We start from the raw sequence: 19,024 nt of genomic DNA on the forward strand, positions 1-19,024 counted from the left end.
GTGGGTATAGCCGGCGTTGATGGTCCAACCGGGGAGCACTTCGCCATTGAGGTCCACTTCCCAGCCACGGCTCTTGGTGCCGTCCACGCCGATGTACGCCGAGTTGCCATCCGGCAGCGAGGCGTCCGGCTGGGTCATGTCGCGCACCGCGTAGTTGTCTTGCTTGGCCTCGAACACGGCAGCAGTGACCATGGCGCGGCCGTCGAGCAATTGCGCCTTGATGCCGGCTTCCAGGTTGGAACCTTCCACCGGTGCGAGCAGGGTGTTGTCCTTGTCGCGGTAATCCTGCGGGCTGAAGATTTCGGTGTAGCTGGCATAGACCGACACGTCCGGCACGATGTCGTACACCAGCCCAACGTACGGGGTGACTTCGTCGCTCACTTCGTAGCGGCCGCTGGTGCCGGTGTAGGTGCCGCTGGCATCGAAGGCCTGGGTGCGGGTTTCCCAGGAACTCAGGCGCGCGCCGGCAATCAACGACAGTGGGTCGGCGAGCCGCAAGCGCGTGGATGCATACACGCCGCGCTGCGTGGTGCGCGCCTGGCTACGCGCGCCGGTGCGCGTATACGTCACTTTGGAGGCATCGCCATTCCAGTTGCGGATGTTGGGAATGAAATAGCAGCGCTCGGGCGGGCCAAAGGCGTTGGCGCAGCTTGCCCAATCGGCGGGATAGGTCTGCGCCAGGTTGTAGGTCGTCGATTGCAGGTCCTGCCAGCTGCCGCCGATCACCACATCGTGCTGGCGGCCGAACAAGGCGAATCCGCCGGACAGATACACGTCCACGCTGTCGCGCGTGTCCTGCGTTTCGCCTGTGCCGGCGCGTAGAAACACGCCGCTGCCATCGGCGGCCGGGTAGCCGGTGCCGTACACGCGCAGACTCTGCACCGTGCCTTTGGTGTGGGCGGCGTTGACGCGCAGCAACCAGTCCTCGCCGAAGCGCTGTTCCAGGTTGGCGAAGGCGGTGCTGGTTTCGCGCTGCCAGCGCGTCCATTCCGGTGCCATGTTGGTCGAGCGCGACAGGTTGGCGTAGGAGCCGTCAGCAGCGAAGAACGGCACCGTGCCCCAGGTCGAGCCCACCGGGGTGTTGTCCTGGCGCTGGTAACCGACAGTGAGCGTGGTGCTCTCGGTCAGGTCGCCTTCCAGTACCGCCATGCCGGACATTTTGCTGTCGTGATAGCGGTCGTAGTAGTAATCACGGTCCTGCCAGGCGGCCACCACGCGGCTGCGGAAGCGGCCGTCGCTGGTCAGCGGCGCATTGACATCGGCCTGCATACGGCGGAAATCCCAGGTGCCCGCGCTTACTCCAAATGAGGCGTCGAAGTCCTTGCCCGGACGCTTGCGCAGCAGGTTGACCGTGGCCGAGGGAATACCCGCGCCGGTGAGCAGGCCATTGGCGCCGCGAATCACTTCGATGCGGTCGTAGAAGACCGTGTCGTATTCCTGATTGGTTGCGCCGCTGTAGGTCGGCAGGCCGTCGACCTGGAAGTCGGTGATCTGGAAGCCGCGCGCGAAATACACTGGCCGCTGGGTGTCGTAGAACGACACGTTGATGCCAGTGACATTACGCATCACATCGTCGATGCTGAAAAGCGATTGCTCTTCCAGCCGCTGCAGGCCGATCACGCTCACCGACTGCGGGGTTTCCTGCAGGGTCAGCGGCAGCCGCGTGGTGGTGGCCGGTTGCGCGCGGCTCACCGTGCCGTTGACGCTGACCTGATCGAGCGTCTTGGCGTCGGTCGCCTCGGCGGCCTCGGCAGCATGTGCGGTGGGGGCCAGGGTGGACAGCGCGCACAGCAGCGCGGCGGACAACAGGCCAAGAGGAGCGATGGCAGCAGACATGGGCGTTCTCGTCGATCGCTGCGGACGCAGCGCGTCACGCAGTAGGGAAAGGCACAGGCACACGCAGGCGTCCACTCGAACCGGCTGGCTGGCCCTGCAAGGGCTGGCGATGCGACACGAACGATGTGGCCGGACGCGGCCAAGATATGAGGTAAATGTAAATCGTTATCGTTTGCCAGGCAAGCGAGCGCGACAACTTGTGCGTACGTGCGTTCGGAGACGGTGCGGCAAGCGTCGGTGCAAGCTACCGTCGTGTCAGGCGTGCACGGCCACCGTGCGTCCTGCGTCCACTGGCCCCCGCCTCATGCCAGATGCGACAGCGGCAACCCTTCCGGCGCTTTCACCGTGCGCAGCACGAAGCTGGAATTCACATCCGAGACGCCAGTGGCATTGAGCAGGCGATCGAGCAAAAACCGCGAGAAATGTTCGAGGTCGCGCACCTGCACCTGCAACAGATAATCCATGTCGCCGGTGAGTGCCCAACACGCCACCACCTCATCCCAGCCGCGCACACCGTCGGCGAAATGTTCGATATCGGCCTGCGCGTGCTGCTCCAGCTGCACGCGCACGAACGCCTGCAAGCCAAGCCCCAGCGCACGCGCGTCCAGGCGAGCGCCGTAGCCGGCAATGATGCCGGCGGCCTCCAGCCGCTGGGTACGCCGCAAGCAGGCAGACGCGGACAGATTGACCTGCACGGCCAACTCGGCATTACTGGTGCGCCCCTGGGTCTGCAGCAGCGCGAGCAAGCGCAAATCGGTGCGGTCCAGGGCAATAGGCTGTTCCATATGTTGCGCAGCAGCAGAAAATGACGCACGAATCTTGCGCCAGATTGCCTAAGGCACGCAAGATTCGCAATCCCGTTGCGCGGGCATCCGGCTAAGGTGAGGACTCTTCACCGGGAAGTGCCGCTGCATGAATACCGCCCCGCAACGCGTCGAAAACCAGCTCACCGACAAAGGCTATGTGCCGATCTACACCACCGCGGTGGTGGAGCAACCGTGGGACGGCTACAGCGCCGACGATCACGCGACCTGGGGCACCTTGTATCGGCGCCAGCGCGCGTTACTGATCGGTCGCGCCTGCGACGAGTTTCTGCAGGCGCAGGACGCGATGGGCATGGGCGATACGCAGATTCCGCGCTTCAATGCGCTCAACCGCGTGTTGCAGGCAGCCACCGGCTGGACCCTGGTCGGCGTGCAGGGTCTGCTGCCGGAGCTGGATTTTTTCGATCACCTGGCCAACAAGCGCTTCCCGGTGACCTGGTGGATCCGCCGGCCGGAGCAGATCGATTACATCGCAGAACCCGACCTGTTCCATGACCTGTTCGGGCACGTGCCGCTGTTGATGAACCCGCTGTTTGCCGACTTCATGCAGGCCTATGGCCGCGGTGGGGTCAAGGCGCACGGCATGGGCCCGGATGCGCTGCAAAATCTCACCCGGCTGTATTGGTACACGGTGGAATTCGGCTTGATCGACACACCGCAGGGCCTGCGCATCTACGGCGCGGGCATCGTCTCGTCCAAGGGCGAATCGCTGCATTCGCTGGAATCGGCGGCACCGAACCGCATCGGGTTCGACCTGCAACGCATCATGCGCACGCGCTACCGCATCGACAGCTTCCAGAAGACCTATTTCGTTATCGACAGCTTTGCGCAGTTGATGGCGGCCACCGCGCCGGACTTCACACCGATCTATGCCGAGCTTGCGCAACAGACGCAGGTGCCGGCGGGCGATGTGCTGCCGAGCGATAGTGTGATCCAGCGCGGTAGCGGCGAAGGCTGGAGCCGCGACGGCGACGTGTGAAGCGCCTGCGGCGGTAACGCACTAGCAGTGACTGCGAGCCGCGGCGGCGACGCGCAGTGGTGACGCTGCCAGATGACGCAGCTCGACTCGACACCGCCGCTGCTGCCGACTAAGGTCAAACTTCCTGACATCGCCTTCGCTCAATGGACCTGACGCATCTGCGCATCCGGCGCTTGGAGTTGGACGACACGCGCCTGCTGTTTACCCTGACCAACGGTATCCGCATCGACGAGCCCATCCAGGCGCATCGGTTATTGCAGAAGGCATCGCCGCCGCAGCGCGCGCAATGGCAGATCACCGAAGACGGCTTCGGAGTGAACTGGCCTGCGGTGGCGCCCCCCACCCCGGAAGGTCTGCTCAATATGCCCGAGCTGCTGTGGCGTCGCCGCAGCGCGCGGGCGTTGGCGAAACTCACCAGCCTGCGTGGGCGTGTGGACGCATTGTCGCCCGGCGAACGCGAGCTGGTCGCGCTGGCGCGTCTGGATGCGGATATGACTGAAAGCGGCTACGCGTGCTATTTCGATCATTGGGATGCGGCCACGCGCGACCACGCCGTGCGGGGTCTGGCCGCGATGGGCGCGGCGCAACTGCGCCAAGCCATCGAAGGCCTGGGTGCCATCTTCGAACGACTGGAAGAAGACCCGGATCTGCTCAGTATCGAAGACATTCTCGATGCGATGAACGAAACCGACCGCCAGCGTGTGGATGGCTGGGAAGAGGTCTACTACCGCCGTTCGGGGGACCTGGCGCGCCTGGGGCTGACGCATTACGGGGTGGATAAGGCCTGAGTGCTGTTGAAGTCCGGTCTCGGCCGCGACGACGCACGACGCGGTACGGATGCCAGCGCGAACGCCATGCGCTTGTCGCCGATCACTGGCGCGCGAATCTGCAGGCCGAAGCAGGCCACTCGCACTCCGGCCGTTTCCAGTAACGGAACAGCACGCATGAACGATACGGCAGCGCGGTGCCTCTTCGTGGTTGCGACAGGCCGCGCAGCGCCTACCTGGATGCGGTGTACGCCAGCAACAGCACCAACGGGTCTTCGCCGATTTGCTGCAAGGCATGCGTGCTGCCCGGCCGCGTCAACAGCGCATCGCCCGCAGCGACGGCGTAGTGCTTGCCGTCCAGGGCGTATAAACCGCGGCCGCTGACGATGTCATAGATTTCGTCCTTGTCGTGCAGGTGCAGGCCAATGCCGGCGCCTTTGTGCAGCACGCGTTTGCGCAGCACGCATGTCAGATCCGGTGCGTCGGCGAAGAACGGATACGCAGTAGTGGGGCCGGCGCCGCCATGCGGGCCGGGTTGTTCGCGGGCGAGGTCGCGCTCGTGCACCACCAGCGAGGGATGCGCCTGCGCAGCGCGTTGCGCGGCGGTGTCGGGGGCTGCGCCGCAATCGGCGTGGCGGCGTAACTGCGGTTTGAGCGCTGGCTGCAGCTGCACCCAGCCGTGCACCACAAGGCAGGCAATGGCGGTTGCGCCGGCACGGCTGAAGTGGGTGCCGTCGGTAATGTTTTTTTCGGGCACGAACAGGAAATACGGTTTGGCGGCCTGTTCACCAAGCGCGCGGATCCAGTCGCTGGAACTGGCATTGAGATCGATCAGATCGACATGTTCCTGCGCGGCGAGTTGCTGCATGGCCAGGGTGTAGCGGCCGTGGGTATCGAGCAACGCACCGAAGTCGTACAACGACCGCGCAGCAGGGGTGATCAGGATGGGCGTGGCGCCCTTGTCGCGCGCAGCGGCGAGATAGCGGCGCAGGAACTGGATGTAGTCGGTCGTCGGATCGGTGTAGCGCGTGGGGTCTTCGCGCTTGGCGTCGTTGTGGCCGAACTGGATCAGCAGGACGTCGCCGCGTTGCAAGTCGTTCGAGATGGCGTCCAGCCGCCCTTCGGCGATGAAACTGCGCGTGCTGCGGCCACCCTTGGCGTGGTTGTGCACCTTCCACTGCGCCGGTTCGAACCAGCCCTGCAGCATCTGTCCCCAGCCGGCCTGTGGGGCGCGCTCGGCGCCGTATTCGGCGGCAGTGGAATCGCCAGCGATGAAGATGCGGTGTGGCGCTGCGTGGGCAAGCCTGCTGCAAAGCACCAGCATGGCGATGAGCAGTCGACGCTTGTGGGGTCTCCCAGGTGGATCGGTTAGCGGTTGGTTGCTTGCTAGCTGTACTGCGCGGCGGAAATCTGCCGCCGGCGAGCGATGGTTGCGCAGATGCGGCGTGGTGCGATCGGCAACCGTGTTGAGTGAGATGTTTGGCGACACGCTGCGCGATAAGCGCATCCCGCACGTGCTCACCGGCACGTCTCAGCTAGCGCTCGTCTTGCCGGCCTGACATGACGCGTTGATAGTGCATGGCGGTCTGCCGATGCCTCTGTCTTCACCCCACGCGTCTCGTTAGCGGCATGGGTGGTGGATGCATGTGCACCGGTCGCCTGCCGGCCGTCGCTTGGCGCTCCGAGGGGAGCGGGGCCTGGCGTAGCTGCGCTGCTGTCCGGCGTGCGGCCGGGCCATCTGAAAAACAGCAAAGAACTGCAGATAGGGACGTTAAAAAAATCGCATGCACGCAGGCGTATGGCGCGTTATCCCCGCAAACCACACGCAACGTGGCATCTATCGAATGCGCATCACCGCGACTCCTTGCGGGTCACGTCACATCGCGCGACATCGCCGCGCATCGCGCCAGACCGCAAGCCCACACCGTGCATCGCATGCATGCACGGTGTGAGCCCGCAACGCGGCCATTCCGCGCCTGCTCCCTGCACGGGAAGCAGACGACGGCACGCTACCGTGCTCAGGCAGCAGCGGCTTCGGTCTTGCCCAGCAGACCAGCGACGAAGCTGCGGATCTCCGCATCCTGCGCGTTGTCGAAGAAGCACTGCTGGAAGCGCTGGCCGCCGATCGCCTGCTTGATCAGTTCCGGGTCGATGGCGCGCAGCCCGTCCAGGTACGACTTGGCGGTGGCCTGCTTGACCTGGGTCAGGATGCCGGCGTTGGCGGCCTGGGATTCGCGACGCTCGGCCGGGTAGCCCATGCCGCGCTCGCCACTGAAGGCCTTTTCGAAGATGGTGCGCACGTTGATTTCTGCGCCCCAGCCGTAGCCCTTGGCGAATGCCAGCGACAGCGCGTTGCCGTTGTTGACCTGGGCGAACAGGTAGGCGTCGGTCGGTTCGATGCAGTAGCCGCAGAACACGCCCGGGTGCGCGTTGAGCGACATCATGGCGCCCTGGCCGGTGCCGCAGCCGGCAACCACGAAGTCCACTGCCTTGGAGTTCAGCAGCAGGCTGGCGACGATGCCCAGGTGGATATAGGTCAGGCGGTGGTCGTTGTCGCCATCCATGCCGACGTTGAAGACGGTGTGGCCCTGCTCGCTGGCGACGTCGTTGAGCTGCTGCAGAACCACCGGGTTCTTGGCGGCCTGGCTAAACTCGTTCATGAGTGCAATTTTCATGGGAATGCTCCGATTGGGTTGGGGAAGAGTGGTTCGGAAAAAAAGGTGGACGCTAGGTGCTGCCGCGAAGTGCTTTCGATTGCGTGTGCCGGTCCAGGGTTTCGGCGCGAAACGAACAAGACGTGACTAAGACGCTGCGCGCCGTTGATGGCGGTTCCGGGCGGGGGTTGCCCGCATCCGCCCTGCGGGCACCTTCTCCCGCAGGCGGGAGAAGGACACCACATCGCCGCAACCCCAAGGGCGATCCGGATCAGCGTGCCAGCCAGCCACCGTCGACCGGGATGATGGCACCGTTGACGTAGTCCGAAGCGCTGCTGGCCAGGAACACTGCGGTGCCGCCGAGGTCGGCTGGTACGCCCCAGCGCGCGGCCGGAATGCGGTCCAGGATCGACTTGTTGCGGTCTTCGTCTGCACGCAGCTGCGCAGTGTTGTCGGTGGCCATGTAACCCGGTGCGATGGCGTTGGTGGTCACGCCCTTGCTGGCCCATTCGTTGGCCAACAGACGGGTGATGCCAGCGATGCCGGACTTGCTGGCGGTGTAGGACGGCACGCGGATGCCGCCCTGGAACGACAGCATCGAGGCGATGTTGATGATCTTGCCGCGGCCCTGGGCAATGAAGTGACGGCCAGCCGCCTGCGCCATGAAGAACGCCGACTTCAGGTTGACGTTGAGCACGTCGTCCCAATCCTGCTCGCTGAAATCCACCGCATCGGTGCGACGGATCAGGCCGGCATTGTTGACCAGGATATCCAGCCCGCCCAGGCCGGCGATGGTGGCGTCGATGATGCGCTGCACCGGCTCGATGCTGATCAGGTTGGCTTCGATGGCGATGAAGCGACGGCCCAGCGCCTTGACCTTTTCCTCGGTCTCGGTGGGCGCCTGAATGCCGGCGGCAGCGATGTCGGCACCCGCCTCGGCCAACGCCAACGCGATGCCCTGGCCCAAGCCCGTGTTGGCACCGGTGACCAGTGCGACCTTGCCTTCGAGACTGAACGGATTGCTCATTACCTTATCGCTCCTGCTGGGTGTATCACGGTGTGAGGGGTGAACCGCGCGATGCGCGGCCGGTACAGGTGTTGGCAGACCCGCGTGAGTCCGCCGGCGCTTACTTGAGCTGGCAGATATCCAGCACATGCATGTCGGTGTAATCCAGGTTTTCGCCGCCCATTGCCCAGATGAAGGCGTAGTTGCTGGTACCGGCGCCCATGTGGATGGACCACGGCGGCGACACCACCGCTTCGTTGTTCTGGATCACGATGTGACGCTGCGCGTCGGGCTCGCCCATGAAGTGATAGACGCGGTCGTTGGCGCCCAGGTCGAAATAGAAATACACCTCGCTGCGGCGGTCGTGCAGATGCGGCGGCATGGTGTTCCAGACGCTGCCTGGCTTGAGCACGGTCAGGCCCAGCAGCAGCTGCGACGACGGGCAGGTGGCCGGCACGATGTACTGGTAGATGGTGCGCTCGTTGCTGGTTTCCAGCGCGCCACGGTCCAGCGCCACCGCATCCTTGATCGACAGCTGCTTGGTTTCGAAGCGCGCGTGCGCCGGTGTCGAGGCCAGATAGAACTTGACCGGGTTGGCGGCATCGTCCGAGGCGAAGCGGACATCGGTGCTGCCCATCGCCACGTACAGGCCGTCCTTGGGGCCGAGCACGTAGGCGGTGCCATCCACGGTCACGGTGCCGCTGCCGGCGCCGACGTTGATGACGCCCAGCTCGCGGCGCTCCAGGAACGGGTGACCGGCGGCAGAGGCCGGCTCGGTCTGCTTGGGCAGTTCCAGCGCGGTGCCCAACGGCGCGGCGCCACCGAGCACGACACGTTCGTAGTGGGTGTATTTGAGCGTCACCGCACCGTCCACGAACAGGCCGTCGAGCAGATAGAGCTCGCGCAGGTCGTCGTTGCTGGCGTCGGGATGGGTGGCGTAGTGCGTTTTGCAGTACAGGGACATGCGCCTCTCCGGTGACAAGCGGGTGGGGTCGTGAGCTTGCACCGGACTAGTCTACCGGCTCTGGTTAACCGGTGTCATTGCGCAGTGCACGAAAGACGGCATGGGTGGACGCACGGGCTGCCAACTCCCTTATCCCATCGGGAGAAGGTGCCCCGCAGGGGCGGATGAGGGTACGGGCGAAGCCCGGTGCAGCGCCTACGACTGGAATGGCTGATCTGCCGCCGTCCCCTCACCCGGCCCTCTTCCGCAGGGAGAGGGCTTTTACCCTTCTCCCACCGGGAGAAGGTGGCGCGTAGCGCCGGATGAGGGTATGAGGCTACGCACGGCGTCCGGTGTGCGGCTTGATTGGTCGGGTAGAAGCTCATGTGCGCCTCCTCCGTCAGCTCATGTCTGAGCTTTTTAGATGGCTGTCTGCCGCCGTACCCTCACCCCTCTCCCGCAGGGAGAGGGGCTTAACGTGCTCAATCTTCCGGCGGTTGGCAGGAGTCGCGCACGATCAGGTGCGGGCGCACGCTGGCGGTGGGCAGCTGCGGGGCGTTGTCGGGCTGGATCAGCATCGCGGCAGCGGTGCGGCCGGTGTCGCGGGTATGCCGGCGTACCGAGGTCAGCGGCGGCCACAGGCGCGAGGCCAGCGAGCTGTCGTCGTAGCCGATCACCGAGAGCTGGCGCGGGATGTTGATGCCGGCGCGCAGCGCGACCTTGTAGATACCGGCGGCCATTTCGTCGTTACCGGTGAAGATGGCGGTGGGGCGCTTCTTGCCCAACAGCAGCTTTTCGGCCGCGGCCACGCCCGATTCGAAGGTGTAACCGGCTTCGACGATGCGTTCGGGCGGCAGTTCGATGCCGCGCCGGGTCAGCGCATCGGCAAAGCCGGAGGTGCGCTCGATCGAGGAGCGGTAGGCGCTGGGGCCGGTGACCAGGGCGATGTCGCGGTGGCCGAGCGAGAGCAGGTAATCGGCTGCTTCGGCGGCACCGTCGCGGTCGTGGGTGATCACCGTCTGCGAGGTGGCGTCCAGCGCGATCGAGGCGATGCGGGTATAACGGCAGCCGATCTCGGCCAGCATGTCGGCCAGCGCCTGGTCCTCGGAGGCTCGCGGCACCAGGATCACCCCGTGCAGCTTCTGCGCCTGGGCGAAGCGGCGCACGCCCTCGATGTAGCCGGGGCTGCGGCTGTCGCAGGGGTGCACCACCAGCTCGAAGCTGGAGCCGCGCAGCGCGTCCAGCGCGCCGTACTGCATGTCCACGATGTACTGCGCGGTGGGGTTGTCGTAGACCATGCCGATCAGGAACGAGCGCCGGAACGCCAGCCCGCGCGCGAGCGGATCCGGCGCATAGCCGACCTGGCGCATCAGCGCCTCGACCTTCTCGCGGGTGTCCTGGCGCACCAGCGGCGAGTTGTTGATGATCCGCGACACGGTCTTCTTCGACACGCCCGACATGCGTGCAATGTCGTTGATCGTGGCGACCTTGCCCTTCGGCAGGCCGGGTATTCCTTCTTCAGGCATCTTGCGGACAGGCATAGCGGTCAACCAGTGAAGTTGATTGGATTCTACCGGCCCCGGGGCGGTAGACCTGAGCGACGCCTGCCGCTGCACCGGATCCGCCAGGCCGGGCCTGCCTCAGCAGGCAGCGCCACGACATGCCCGCCGATGCAGAACGGTCAGTCCAGGGCGCGGTAGCGGAAATTGCGGAATTCCACCTGGCCTGCGCCGGCGGCGTACAGCGCCGGCTTCAGGGCCAGGAACTTGCCGGCCACGTTGTGGTGGTAACCGGACACTTCCATCTGCACCGGGTACTTGGTCCACGTCTTGCCGTCGTTGCTGCTGTGAATGGTGACGATGTGGCGATTGTTGGTGACGCGCAGCCACAGCGTGCCGCCATTGGTGCTGGGCGCCAGCGTGGCCGGACGTTCCTCACCGTAGCGGTGCATGACGAAGTGTTCGCCATTGCTGCCCACCCCGGCGTAGAGCTTGTCGCTGTAGAACAGCAGCGCGCCGCCCTGCCCCCCCGGTGCCACGGTCATCTGCACCTGGAACTGGTAGGCCGGGTCGGTGGCGATCACCGTCAGCGGCGAGGCATCGCGCGGGGCGCGGCCCTTGCCCTGCAGGCGCAGCACGCCATTGCCCACCTGCAGACGCTTGGCTTCGTCGGCGGCCGGGTTGAAGAAGGCCCACTGCGGGCCGAGCGTGGCGGCGCGGAAATCGTCCGACAACGCCATCCCATGCGGCAGTGCCTGCCCACTGGGTTTCTTCAGCGGGGTGCCCAGATCGCCGCCCTTGGCGACGAACCAGCCGTCCGGCGTCCATTCGATGGGGTCGAGCAAGGCCTGCCGGCCCAGCGTCCAGAAGCCATTTTCGTAGCCGTGGTAGAGCATCCACCAACGTTGGTCGGTGCCTTCCACCAGGGTGGCGTGGCCACGCGACCACCACGGCTCGCCGGCACGCTGGGTACGCGTGATCGGGTTGTTGGGCGCGTTCTGCCACGGGCCATGGATGGAGCGCGCGCGCGCGGTGATCACCATGTGCCCGGTCGGCGGGCCGGCGGTGCCACCCACCGCGGTGGTCATGTAGTACCAGCCGTTGTGGCGGGTGATCTTGGGGCCTTCCTGGGCGTAGCTTTCCACGTCCCAGCGTTCCGGGTATTTCCAGCCGTCGTAGACGTGCCTGGGCGTACCGACCACTTTCAGGCCGTCGTCGGACAGCTGCACATAATCGCCGCCGCTCAGGAACAGATAGCGCTTGCCGTCTTCGCCCACCGCATGGCCGGGGTCGATGTACTTGCCCAGGCCGATGTCGATCGGCGTGCTCCACGGGCCGATGATGTCGTCGGCCCACACCACGAAATTGCTGCGCTCGCCCTGGTCGCCAAGACGGGCCGGGAAATAGATGTAATAGCGCTTGCCGTGCTTGATCAGGTCAGGCGCCCAGATCGCACCGACGTTGTGGGTGATGGCGTGGCCCAGCGGCTGCCAGTTGACCAGATCGCGCGAATGCCAGATCGGCAGGCCCGGATACGCATCGAACGATGACAGCGTGAGGTAGTAATCGTCGCCATCCTTGAGCACCGACGGATCGGGGTGGTCGCCGGCCAGCACGGGATTGAGAAAGGTGCCATCGCCCTGGTCGGCGATGCGCTGGTGTTCGATGCCGCGCTTCCAGTCCGCCGCAGCGCTCAGGCCGACGCACAGCAGCAACCCGCCGGCAAGGAGCCAACGCCATCGGGATGAAGTGGTACGCAAACGCATGCTCTCTCCTGATCCCGGATTCGGGGCTTTACCGCGGCCGATGGGCAATGCCACCGGTTAACCAGATGCGCCAGAAGTCTTCCACCGGCAACGATGCCTGACGCATTCGCCAGGCACCGCAGATGCATGGCAGACGATCGATACGACGCGACGCGCCGTACCGATCATCCGCCTGCCTGTCACGCAGTCGCTGCAGTCCTCAGGCGCGCAAAGCGCGAGGCAACCACAGCGACAATTCCGGGAAAAACGCCACGATCAACAACACGCACAGCGCCGCCAGCCAGAACGGCCAGATCGTGCGCATGCTTTGCGCAATGGTGATCTGCCCGATGGAGGTACCGATGAACAGCACCGAGCCGATCGGCGGGGTGATCAGACCGATACCGCCGGCCAGCACCATCACCAGGCCGAAGTGGATCGGGTCGATGCCGTAGGCCTTGACCACCGGCAGGAAGATCGGCGTGCAGATCAGGATCTTCGGTGCCAGGTCCATGAACATGCCCAGCAACAGCAGCATCACCACGATCATCAACAACACCATGTTCTTGCTGTCGGCAATGGCCTGCAGGAACTTCACCGCTGCCGCCGGCACCTGCAAATAGGCCAGCAACCAGCCGAACACCGCGGCAGTGGCGATCACGAACAGGATCACGCCGGTGGTGCGCGCCGCATGCGTCACCGCGGCGAAGAACTCGGCCCAGCGCAATTGCCGATACAACACTGCGGTGACGATCAACGCGTACACCACCGCGATGGCGGCGCTCTCCACCGCGGTGAAGATGCCGGCGCGAATGCCGATGAAGATCAGCGCGACCAGGCCAAGCCCCGGCAACGCACCGATCAGGCGCAGCGTCACGGCACGCCAGCCCGGGAACGGCTCGGTGCCGTAGCCGCGATGGCGTGCCACCGCATAGCCGGTGAGCATCATCGCGGCGGTCATCAACAACGCAGGGAAGATGCCGGCCGCGAACAGATCGGCGATCGACAAGCCGCCACCGGCCGCGGCCGAGAACAGGATCAGGTTATGCGAGGGCGGCACCAGCAAGGCCACCAGCGCGGCGGTCATGCTCACGTTCACCGCGTAGTCGCGGTCGTAGCCGCGCTTGATCATCTGCGGAATCATGGTGCCGCCGACCGCCGACACATCGGCAATCGCCGAGCCGGACACGCCGCCGAAGAACAGCGACGACAACACGCTGACCTGGCCCAGACCACCGCGCACGCGCCCCACCAACGACGAGGCCAACGCGATCAAGCGCTCGGAAATACCGCCGCGCAGCATCAACTCGCCGGCGAAGATAAACAGCGGAATGGCGATCAGCGACGCCGAGCCGCTACCGGCGGAAATCTGCTGCACCAACACCACCGTGGGCAGGTCCAGATACAGCAACGTCGCCAATGCCGCCGCACCCAGTGCATACGCCACCGGCACGCCGATCAGCAGCAGCACCACGAAGGTTCCCAACAACATCGCGATGCCCATCAGCACACTCCTCCGACATGGACCGGGCGCAGCACACGCCACAACTTGAACAAGGCGAACAGCACCATCAGCGCACCACCGATCGATAGCGGCAGGTAGTTGATGCTCTGCGGCATCTGCGCACCGGCCATCTTGATGTCCAGCCCATCGATCAACAGCGCCGCGCTCCACCATGCCAGCACCGCACCGATGGACATGATCATCAGCGGGCGAATGACGTCGAACATTTTGCGCACCGGCGGCGGTACGTGCTCGCCCAGCAGATAAAAGCCGAAGTGGCGGTTGGTATGCACGCCGGCCGCCGCGCCCAGGCTCAGTGCTGTGCTCAGCAGCAGCAACGTCACCGGCTCGGTCCAGCTGGGCGAATCGTTGAGTACGTAGCGGGTGAACACCTGCCAGCCCTGCACGACCACCAGGCCAAGCAGGGCCAGCGATGCCACGCCAACGGCGATATCGGAAACGCGGTCCAGCGCGCGCTGCAACGGCGCGACCGGGACGGCGAGGGTCTCGGGTTCGGTCATCGGATCACCTCTATGCAAAATCGCGGATGCGGCGGTACAGCGCTTCGAGCTCCGGCTGCTTGCGGTACTCGGCCAGCAGCGGGGCGGCGGCGGCGCGGAACGCCGGCATGTCGACCTGGTTGAGCTTCACGCCGTAGTCGATCACCTGCTGCCGCGCGACCGTCTCGGAGGCATCCCACAGGTTGCGCATCACCGGCACCGAGGCGCGCGCCAGTTCCACCACCAGGCCGCGGTCGGCCGCGCTCAGCGATTCGAAACTCTTGCGCGACATCACCAGGATGTCCGGCGCGTAGGAATGCTCGCTCTGCGACCAGTAGTGCGCGGCTTCGAAATGCCGACTGGACTGAAAGCTGCGCATGTTGTTTTCCGCACCGTCGATCATGTGCGTTTCCATCGCCGAGAACGTCTCGCCCAGCGACATCGGCGTGGGGTTGGCGCCCAGCATGCGCATCAGTTTGAGGAAGATGTCCGACGAGGCCACGCGCAGTTTCAGGCCCTTGAGATCTTCCGGGCGGTGCAACGGATGCTTGGTGTTGTAGAAGCAACGCGCGCCCGAATCGTAGATGGCAAGACCGATCAGATCCCGCTGCTCGAAGCTGCGCAGCACGCTGTCGCCGACATGCCCGTCGATGGCGCGGCGCAGATGCGGCACCGAGTCGAACACATACGGCAGGCACAGCGCCTGCGTGAGCGGAAACGTGTTGTTCAACGCACCCGAATACACGCGGGTGATATCGATGGCGCCGAAGCGCGCCATGTCGATCGCCTCCGACTCGCGGCCCAGCTGGCCGGAGTGGTATTGGCGTAGCTTCAGCCGGCCATTGGTGCGTGCTTCGAGCTGCTTGCCGAACCAGCGTACCGCTTCAACGGTGGGGTAGTCGCCGACATGCACGTCGGTGGCGGTGAGCAACTGCCCGCCGGGAATCGGCGTGGTGGCGCCCGCCCCCAGCCAGGGGGCGGCAGCGGCGGCACCGAGCCCGGCACCGAGGAAATGTCTGCGTGTGATCATTGCCGCCCTCCCAAGCGTCTGGTCACGGGGACCGCCGTTAACTGGCGGACACAGCCGTACAGGAAATATCGCCGATGCCGGCGAAGCGAATCAGGGCACGCTGCCCCACGTCGATGTCGTGGATCCCGGTGGCATTGCCGGTAGCGATGAGATCACCGCGCTTGAGCGGACGCCCGCGCTGCGCCAAACGACTGAGCGCAAATGCGTAGGCCGCGCGCAATCCTCCCGGCAGCGTGGTGGCCCCGCCGGTGCCGACCCGCTGGTCGTCGATCAAGGTTTCGACAGTCAGCGCAGCTTCGTCGCGCCCCAGCCAATCGGTCACTTCCGGCCCCAGAATCAGGCCATTGTTGTTGCCGAAGTCCGAAATCACCACCCGCGGGCCGAGCTGGTTGATGGTCGCCAGCGGGCTACTGGCGATTTCCACGCCGATGAGCAACGTGGCAGGCAGCTGCGCAGCCTGCTCCGGGGTGAAGTGGGTCTGCGCGGCCGGCGCGTCCGCGTCCAGACGCAGCACGTACTCGGCTTCGACCGCGCCGAAGCCGCCGGTATAGACCGGGAACTCGGTTGTTCCACCGGTAGCATTCCAGACCTTCTGGGAGAAGATCGGGCCGAGCAGTCGCTCATCGCCGGAGGCATCACGGCGCTCGGCGGCGATATAACCCACCTTCCAGCCAATCACTTGGTCGCGCCATTGGCTGATGGCGATGTCCTGCACCTGGTAAGCCGTGACCAGATCGTCCGGGATTTGCCCGGGAAAGTCGGGCAGCGATGCCCCTGCACGGCGTGCCTCCACAAAGCGCTGGGCGATGTCGAACAGCGTGGATGTAGAAGAGGGCGGAGTGGCGGCGTCGTTGCTCAAGGGTGTCTCCCTGATAGGTGTTTTGTTGCACTGCCAATCGACAGCGGCACGAGGTGCTGTATATGGTAAACCGGTGTCATTGGCAATGTGCAGTGCGGCATTGTTGTCGTCGCAAACGAAGGACCCTGGGAGGGGTGAATGAAACAGACACGCCAAACGCACGCTTTGACCGTGCTTTCGCGCGCCGCGCAGCACGGTTTGGCGGCGCTGGTGCTGGGCGCGCTGCTGGCCAGCCCGGCGCCAGCGGCCGAGCGCCCCAGCGCCGACACCGCTGCCGAACAGGCCAGCCGGATCGCCCTGTGGCCCACGCCACTGGCGCCGGGAGACACCGCCTTGCCGCAACCGCAGCGCATCGTCGAGCGCAGCAGCGACCCGGCGCGACCGGATCGCTACATCCAGCAGGTCAGCGCGCCGTATCTGGTGGTCTACCGGCCCAAGCGCCCTAACTGTACTGCACTGCTGGTCACCCCTGGCGGCGGTTACCAGCGCATCGTGCTGGACAACGAGGGCAGCGCGTTGGTGCCCGGCTTCGTCGACACCGCCGGCATCACCCTGTTCGTGCTGCGCTACCGGCTGCCGGGCGAAGGCCATCCCAATGGCGCCGACGTGCCGCTGGCCGATGCGCAACGTGCGTTGCGGCTGATCCGCGCCAACGCGGCGCGTTATGGCATCGATGCGCAGCGCGTCGGCGTGATGGGGTTTTCGGCCGGTGGCCATGTCGCCGCCAGCCTGGGCACGCGCTATGCCGCGCAGGTGTATCCGCAGGTCGATGCGGCCGATGCGCTGAGCGCACGACCGGATTTCCAGCTGCTGATCTACCCGGTGATCGACATGGACAGCGCCAACGCGCATCCGGGCTCGCGCGAACGGCTGATCGGCAGCGCACCGAGCCAGGCGCAGGTGCGTGCGTATTCGCCGCAGCTGCATGTGGATGCACGCACGCCGCCCACTTTTTTGCTGCATGCGCAGGATGACACTGTGGTCTCGGTGCGCAACAGCCTGTTGATGCATGACGCGCTGCTGCGCGCCGGGGTGCCGAGCGAGCTGCATGTGTTCCCGCAGGGTGGGCATGGTTTCGGTACCGCCAGCGGCACCGGTCTCACCGTGTCCGCATGGCCGCAGCTGGCGCAAGCCTGGATCGCGCATGTCGCGCCGGCGTCTGAACCTGGACCCACACCTGCGCCTGCGCCCGCGAAGGAGGCGACGCGATGACAGCGCAGGGCGCCCCTGACCCACGCCGCCGCGCGCTGTTGCGCGGCGGTTTGCTTGCCACCGCCGCCTCCACGCTGCCCGGCTTCGCTGTTGCGGCCACACTCCCGCCGCCACGCGACGACGGTGCGCCGCTGGCACGCGTGCGTAGCGGCGCGCTGCGCGGCTACCGCGACCAGGGTATCTGCATGTTCAAGGGCATTCCGTATGGCGGCGACACCGCCGCGCGGCGCTTCCAGGCACCCCTGCAGGAAACGCCATGGCAGGACGTACGCGATGCCAGCCATTTCGGTGCGGCCGCGCCACAACTCAAGGCCAGCGAATTCACCGGCGAGGACTGTTTGTTCCTCAACGTGTGGACACCCGGCCTGCGCGATGGCGGCAAGCGGCCGGTCCTGTTCTATATCCACGGCGGCGGCTATACCACCGGCTCCGGTAGCGACCCGCTCTACGATGGCGTGCGCCTGTGCAAGCGCGGCGACGTGGTCGTGATCACCGTCAATCACCGGCTCAATCTGTTTGGCTATCTGTCGTTGGCGCAATTGGGCGATGCCAGTTTTGCCGACTCCGGCAATGCCGGGCAGCTGGATCTGATCCAGGCGTTGCAGTGGGTGCGTCAGCATGCGGCCGAATTCGGCGGCGACGCCGGCAACGTCACCGTGTTCGGGCAGTCCGGCGGTGGCGCCAAGATCGCCACGCTGATGGCGATGCCGGCCGCGCGTGGGTTGTTCCATCGCGCCTGGACCATGAGCGGGCAACAGGTCACCGTGGCCGGGCCGCGCGCGGCAACCCGGCGTGCGCAGGTGCTGCTGGATGCGTTGAAGGTGGCGCCAGGCGAGATCGCGCGCATGCGCACCTGGCCGGTGGCGCAACTGCTGGCCGCCGCGCAAGTCCGCGACCCGTCGCGGGTGGAAAACAACGCGCTGTATTTCGGCCCGGTGCTGGATGCGCGCAACGTGCCGGTGCATCCCTTCTGGCCCACCGCGCCCTTGCAGTCGGCACGTATTCCGATGGTGATCGGCAATACGCGCGATGAAACACGCGGCTTTCTCGGCAACGATGCGAAGAATTTCGCATTGAGCTGGGACGAGTTGCCGGCCAAACTGGAAGCGCAGCAATACGTGGATCTGTTGCCGCAAGTGGTCATCGCCGAATACCGGCGGTTATATCCGCAGTACACGCCGTCGCAGGTGTTTTTCGCAGCGACCACCGCCGGCCGTTCTTGGCGCGGCGCCGTCGAAGAGGCCCAGGCGCGTGCACGGCAAGGCGCGCCCACCTGGGTCTATCAACTGGACTGGGGCTCGCCGCTGGAGGGCGGTAAGTTCGGCGCCTTCCATACGCTGGATATTCCGCTGGTGTTCGACAACGTGCGCCAGCCCGGCTCGCGTACCGGCGACAGCACCGACGCACAGCGCATGGCCGAGCAGATGAGCGAAGCGCTGATTGCATTTGCGCGGCATGGCGACCCCAATCGTCGCGGTGCGCCGCACTGGCAGACGTATTCCTTGAAGCGTCGCGAAACGCTGGTGTTCGATACGCCAAGCCGGCTGGAACTGGATCCGCGCGGCGGTGAGCGCTTGTTGTATCAACAAGCGCCGTTTATTCAACGCGGTACGTTTTGATTGCCTGGGAATGCCTGACCACCTTGCACGGCTGCGCTCGGCCTATC

The 19,024-nt window shown here is 65.5% G+C and carries 16 protein-coding genes; 4 read left to right on the plus strand and 12 right to left on the minus strand.

Annotated features, from left to right (window positions below; translation table 11 throughout):
- Both XBLMG947_RS14600 and XBLMG947_RS14605 read right to left on the minus strand, forming a co-directional pair.
- A partial coding sequence (locus tag XBLMG947_RS14600) for a TonB-dependent siderophore receptor (protein WP_065469379.1) occupies positions 1–1,836 on the minus strand: 1,836 nt, incomplete at its 3' end.
- Positions 1,837–2,138: 302 nt separating this feature from the next.
- Complete coding sequence (locus XBLMG947_RS14605; RefSeq protein WP_065469380.1) at positions 2,139–2,621, minus strand: Lrp/AsnC family transcriptional regulator; 483 nt, start codon at positions 2,619–2,621, stop codon at positions 2,139–2,141.
- Positions 2,622–2,748: 127 nt separating this feature from the next.
- Here XBLMG947_RS14605 and phhA point away from each other — a divergent pair, with 127 nt between their 5' ends.
- Positions 2,749–3,639 carry a phenylalanine 4-monooxygenase gene (phhA, locus tag XBLMG947_RS14610; protein WP_065469381.1) on the plus strand — a complete coding sequence of 297 codons (891 nt, stop codon included), beginning with the start codon at positions 2,749–2,751 and terminating at the stop codon, positions 3,637–3,639.
- 143 nt (positions 3,640–3,782) lie between these two features.
- Positions 3,783–4,427: a DMP19 family protein gene (locus XBLMG947_RS14615; protein ID WP_065469382.1), complete on the plus strand. Its 645-nt coding sequence runs from the start codon at positions 3,783–3,785 to the stop codon at positions 4,425–4,427.
- A 211-nt stretch (positions 4,428–4,638) separates the two neighbouring features.
- On the opposite strand, the gene XBLMG947_RS14620 is transcribed toward XBLMG947_RS14615, so the two are convergent.
- The 10 genes from XBLMG947_RS14620 to XBLMG947_RS14665 all read right to left on the minus strand — a co-directional run bounded on the left by XBLMG947_RS14620 (position 4,639) and on the right by XBLMG947_RS14665 (position 16,146).
- Complete coding sequence (locus tag XBLMG947_RS14620) at positions 4,639–5,730, minus strand: GDSL-type esterase/lipase family protein (RefSeq protein WP_065469383.1); 1,092 nt, start codon at positions 5,728–5,730, stop codon at positions 4,639–4,641.
- Between the two features lie 694 nt (positions 5,731–6,424).
- On the minus strand, positions 6,425–7,081 hold the full coding sequence (locus XBLMG947_RS14625) for an RpiB/LacA/LacB family sugar-phosphate isomerase (protein WP_065469384.1): 657 nt from the start codon (positions 7,079–7,081) through the stop codon (positions 6,425–6,427).
- A gap of 250 nt (positions 7,082–7,331) precedes the next feature.
- Positions 7,332–8,087 (minus strand): 2-dehydro-3-deoxy-D-gluconate 5-dehydrogenase KduD, encoded by a 756-nt coding sequence (gene kduD, locus XBLMG947_RS14630; RefSeq protein WP_065469385.1) that lies wholly within the window; start codon positions 8,085–8,087, stop codon positions 7,332–7,334.
- A 100-nt stretch (positions 8,088–8,187) separates the two neighbouring features.
- Entirely contained in the window at positions 8,188–9,030 is an 843-nt protein-coding gene (gene kduI, locus XBLMG947_RS14635; protein ID WP_065469386.1) for a 5-dehydro-4-deoxy-D-glucuronate isomerase, read from the minus strand.
- A gap of 461 nt (positions 9,031–9,491) precedes the next feature.
- Positions 9,492–10,550 (minus strand): LacI family DNA-binding transcriptional regulator, encoded by a 1,059-nt coding sequence (locus XBLMG947_RS14640; protein WP_065469387.1) that lies wholly within the window; start codon positions 10,548–10,550, stop codon positions 9,492–9,494.
- A gap of 140 nt (positions 10,551–10,690) precedes the next feature.
- Positions 10,691–12,274, minus strand: coding sequence for a family 43 glycosylhydrolase (locus XBLMG947_RS14645; RefSeq protein ID WP_065469388.1), 1,584 nt, complete (start codon positions 12,272–12,274; stop codon positions 10,691–10,693).
- A 199-nt stretch (positions 12,275–12,473) separates the two neighbouring features.
- Complete coding sequence (locus XBLMG947_RS14650) at positions 12,474–13,757, minus strand: TRAP transporter large permease (protein ID WP_065469389.1); 1,284 nt, start codon at positions 13,755–13,757, stop codon at positions 12,474–12,476.
- Entirely contained in the window at positions 13,757–14,278 is a 522-nt protein-coding gene (locus XBLMG947_RS14655) for a TRAP transporter small permease (protein ID WP_065469390.1), read from the minus strand. The genes XBLMG947_RS14650 and XBLMG947_RS14655 overlap by 1 nt, the downstream gene beginning before the upstream one ends.
- A gap of 10 nt (positions 14,279–14,288) precedes the next feature.
- Positions 14,289–15,287 (minus strand): TRAP transporter substrate-binding protein, encoded by a 999-nt coding sequence (locus XBLMG947_RS14660; protein ID WP_065469391.1) that lies wholly within the window; start codon positions 15,285–15,287, stop codon positions 14,289–14,291.
- 37 nt (positions 15,288–15,324) lie between these two features.
- A complete protein-coding gene (locus XBLMG947_RS14665) occupies positions 15,325–16,146 on the minus strand; it encodes a 2-keto-4-pentenoate hydratase (protein ID WP_065469392.1) in 822 nt (273 codons plus the stop codon).
- Positions 16,147–16,284: 138 nt separating this feature from the next.
- On the opposite strand from XBLMG947_RS14665, the gene XBLMG947_RS14670 reads away from it, so the two are divergent.
- Together XBLMG947_RS14670 and XBLMG947_RS14675 are read left to right on the plus strand one after the other, a co-directional pair.
- Positions 16,285–17,358, plus strand: a complete 1,074-nt coding sequence (locus XBLMG947_RS14670) for an alpha/beta hydrolase (protein ID WP_065469393.1) — start codon at positions 16,285–16,287, stop codon at positions 17,356–17,358.
- A complete protein-coding gene (locus XBLMG947_RS14675; RefSeq protein WP_065469394.1) occupies positions 17,355–18,977 on the plus strand; it encodes a carboxylesterase/lipase family protein in 1,623 nt (540 codons plus the stop codon). Before XBLMG947_RS14670 ends, XBLMG947_RS14675 begins: the two co-directional genes overlap by 4 nt.
- Positions 18,978–19,024: the final 47 nt, after the last annotated feature.

This window comes from Xanthomonas bromi (assembly GCF_900092025.1).
Classification (GTDB): domain Bacteria; phylum Pseudomonadota; class Gammaproteobacteria; order Xanthomonadales; family Xanthomonadaceae; genus Xanthomonas; species Xanthomonas bromi.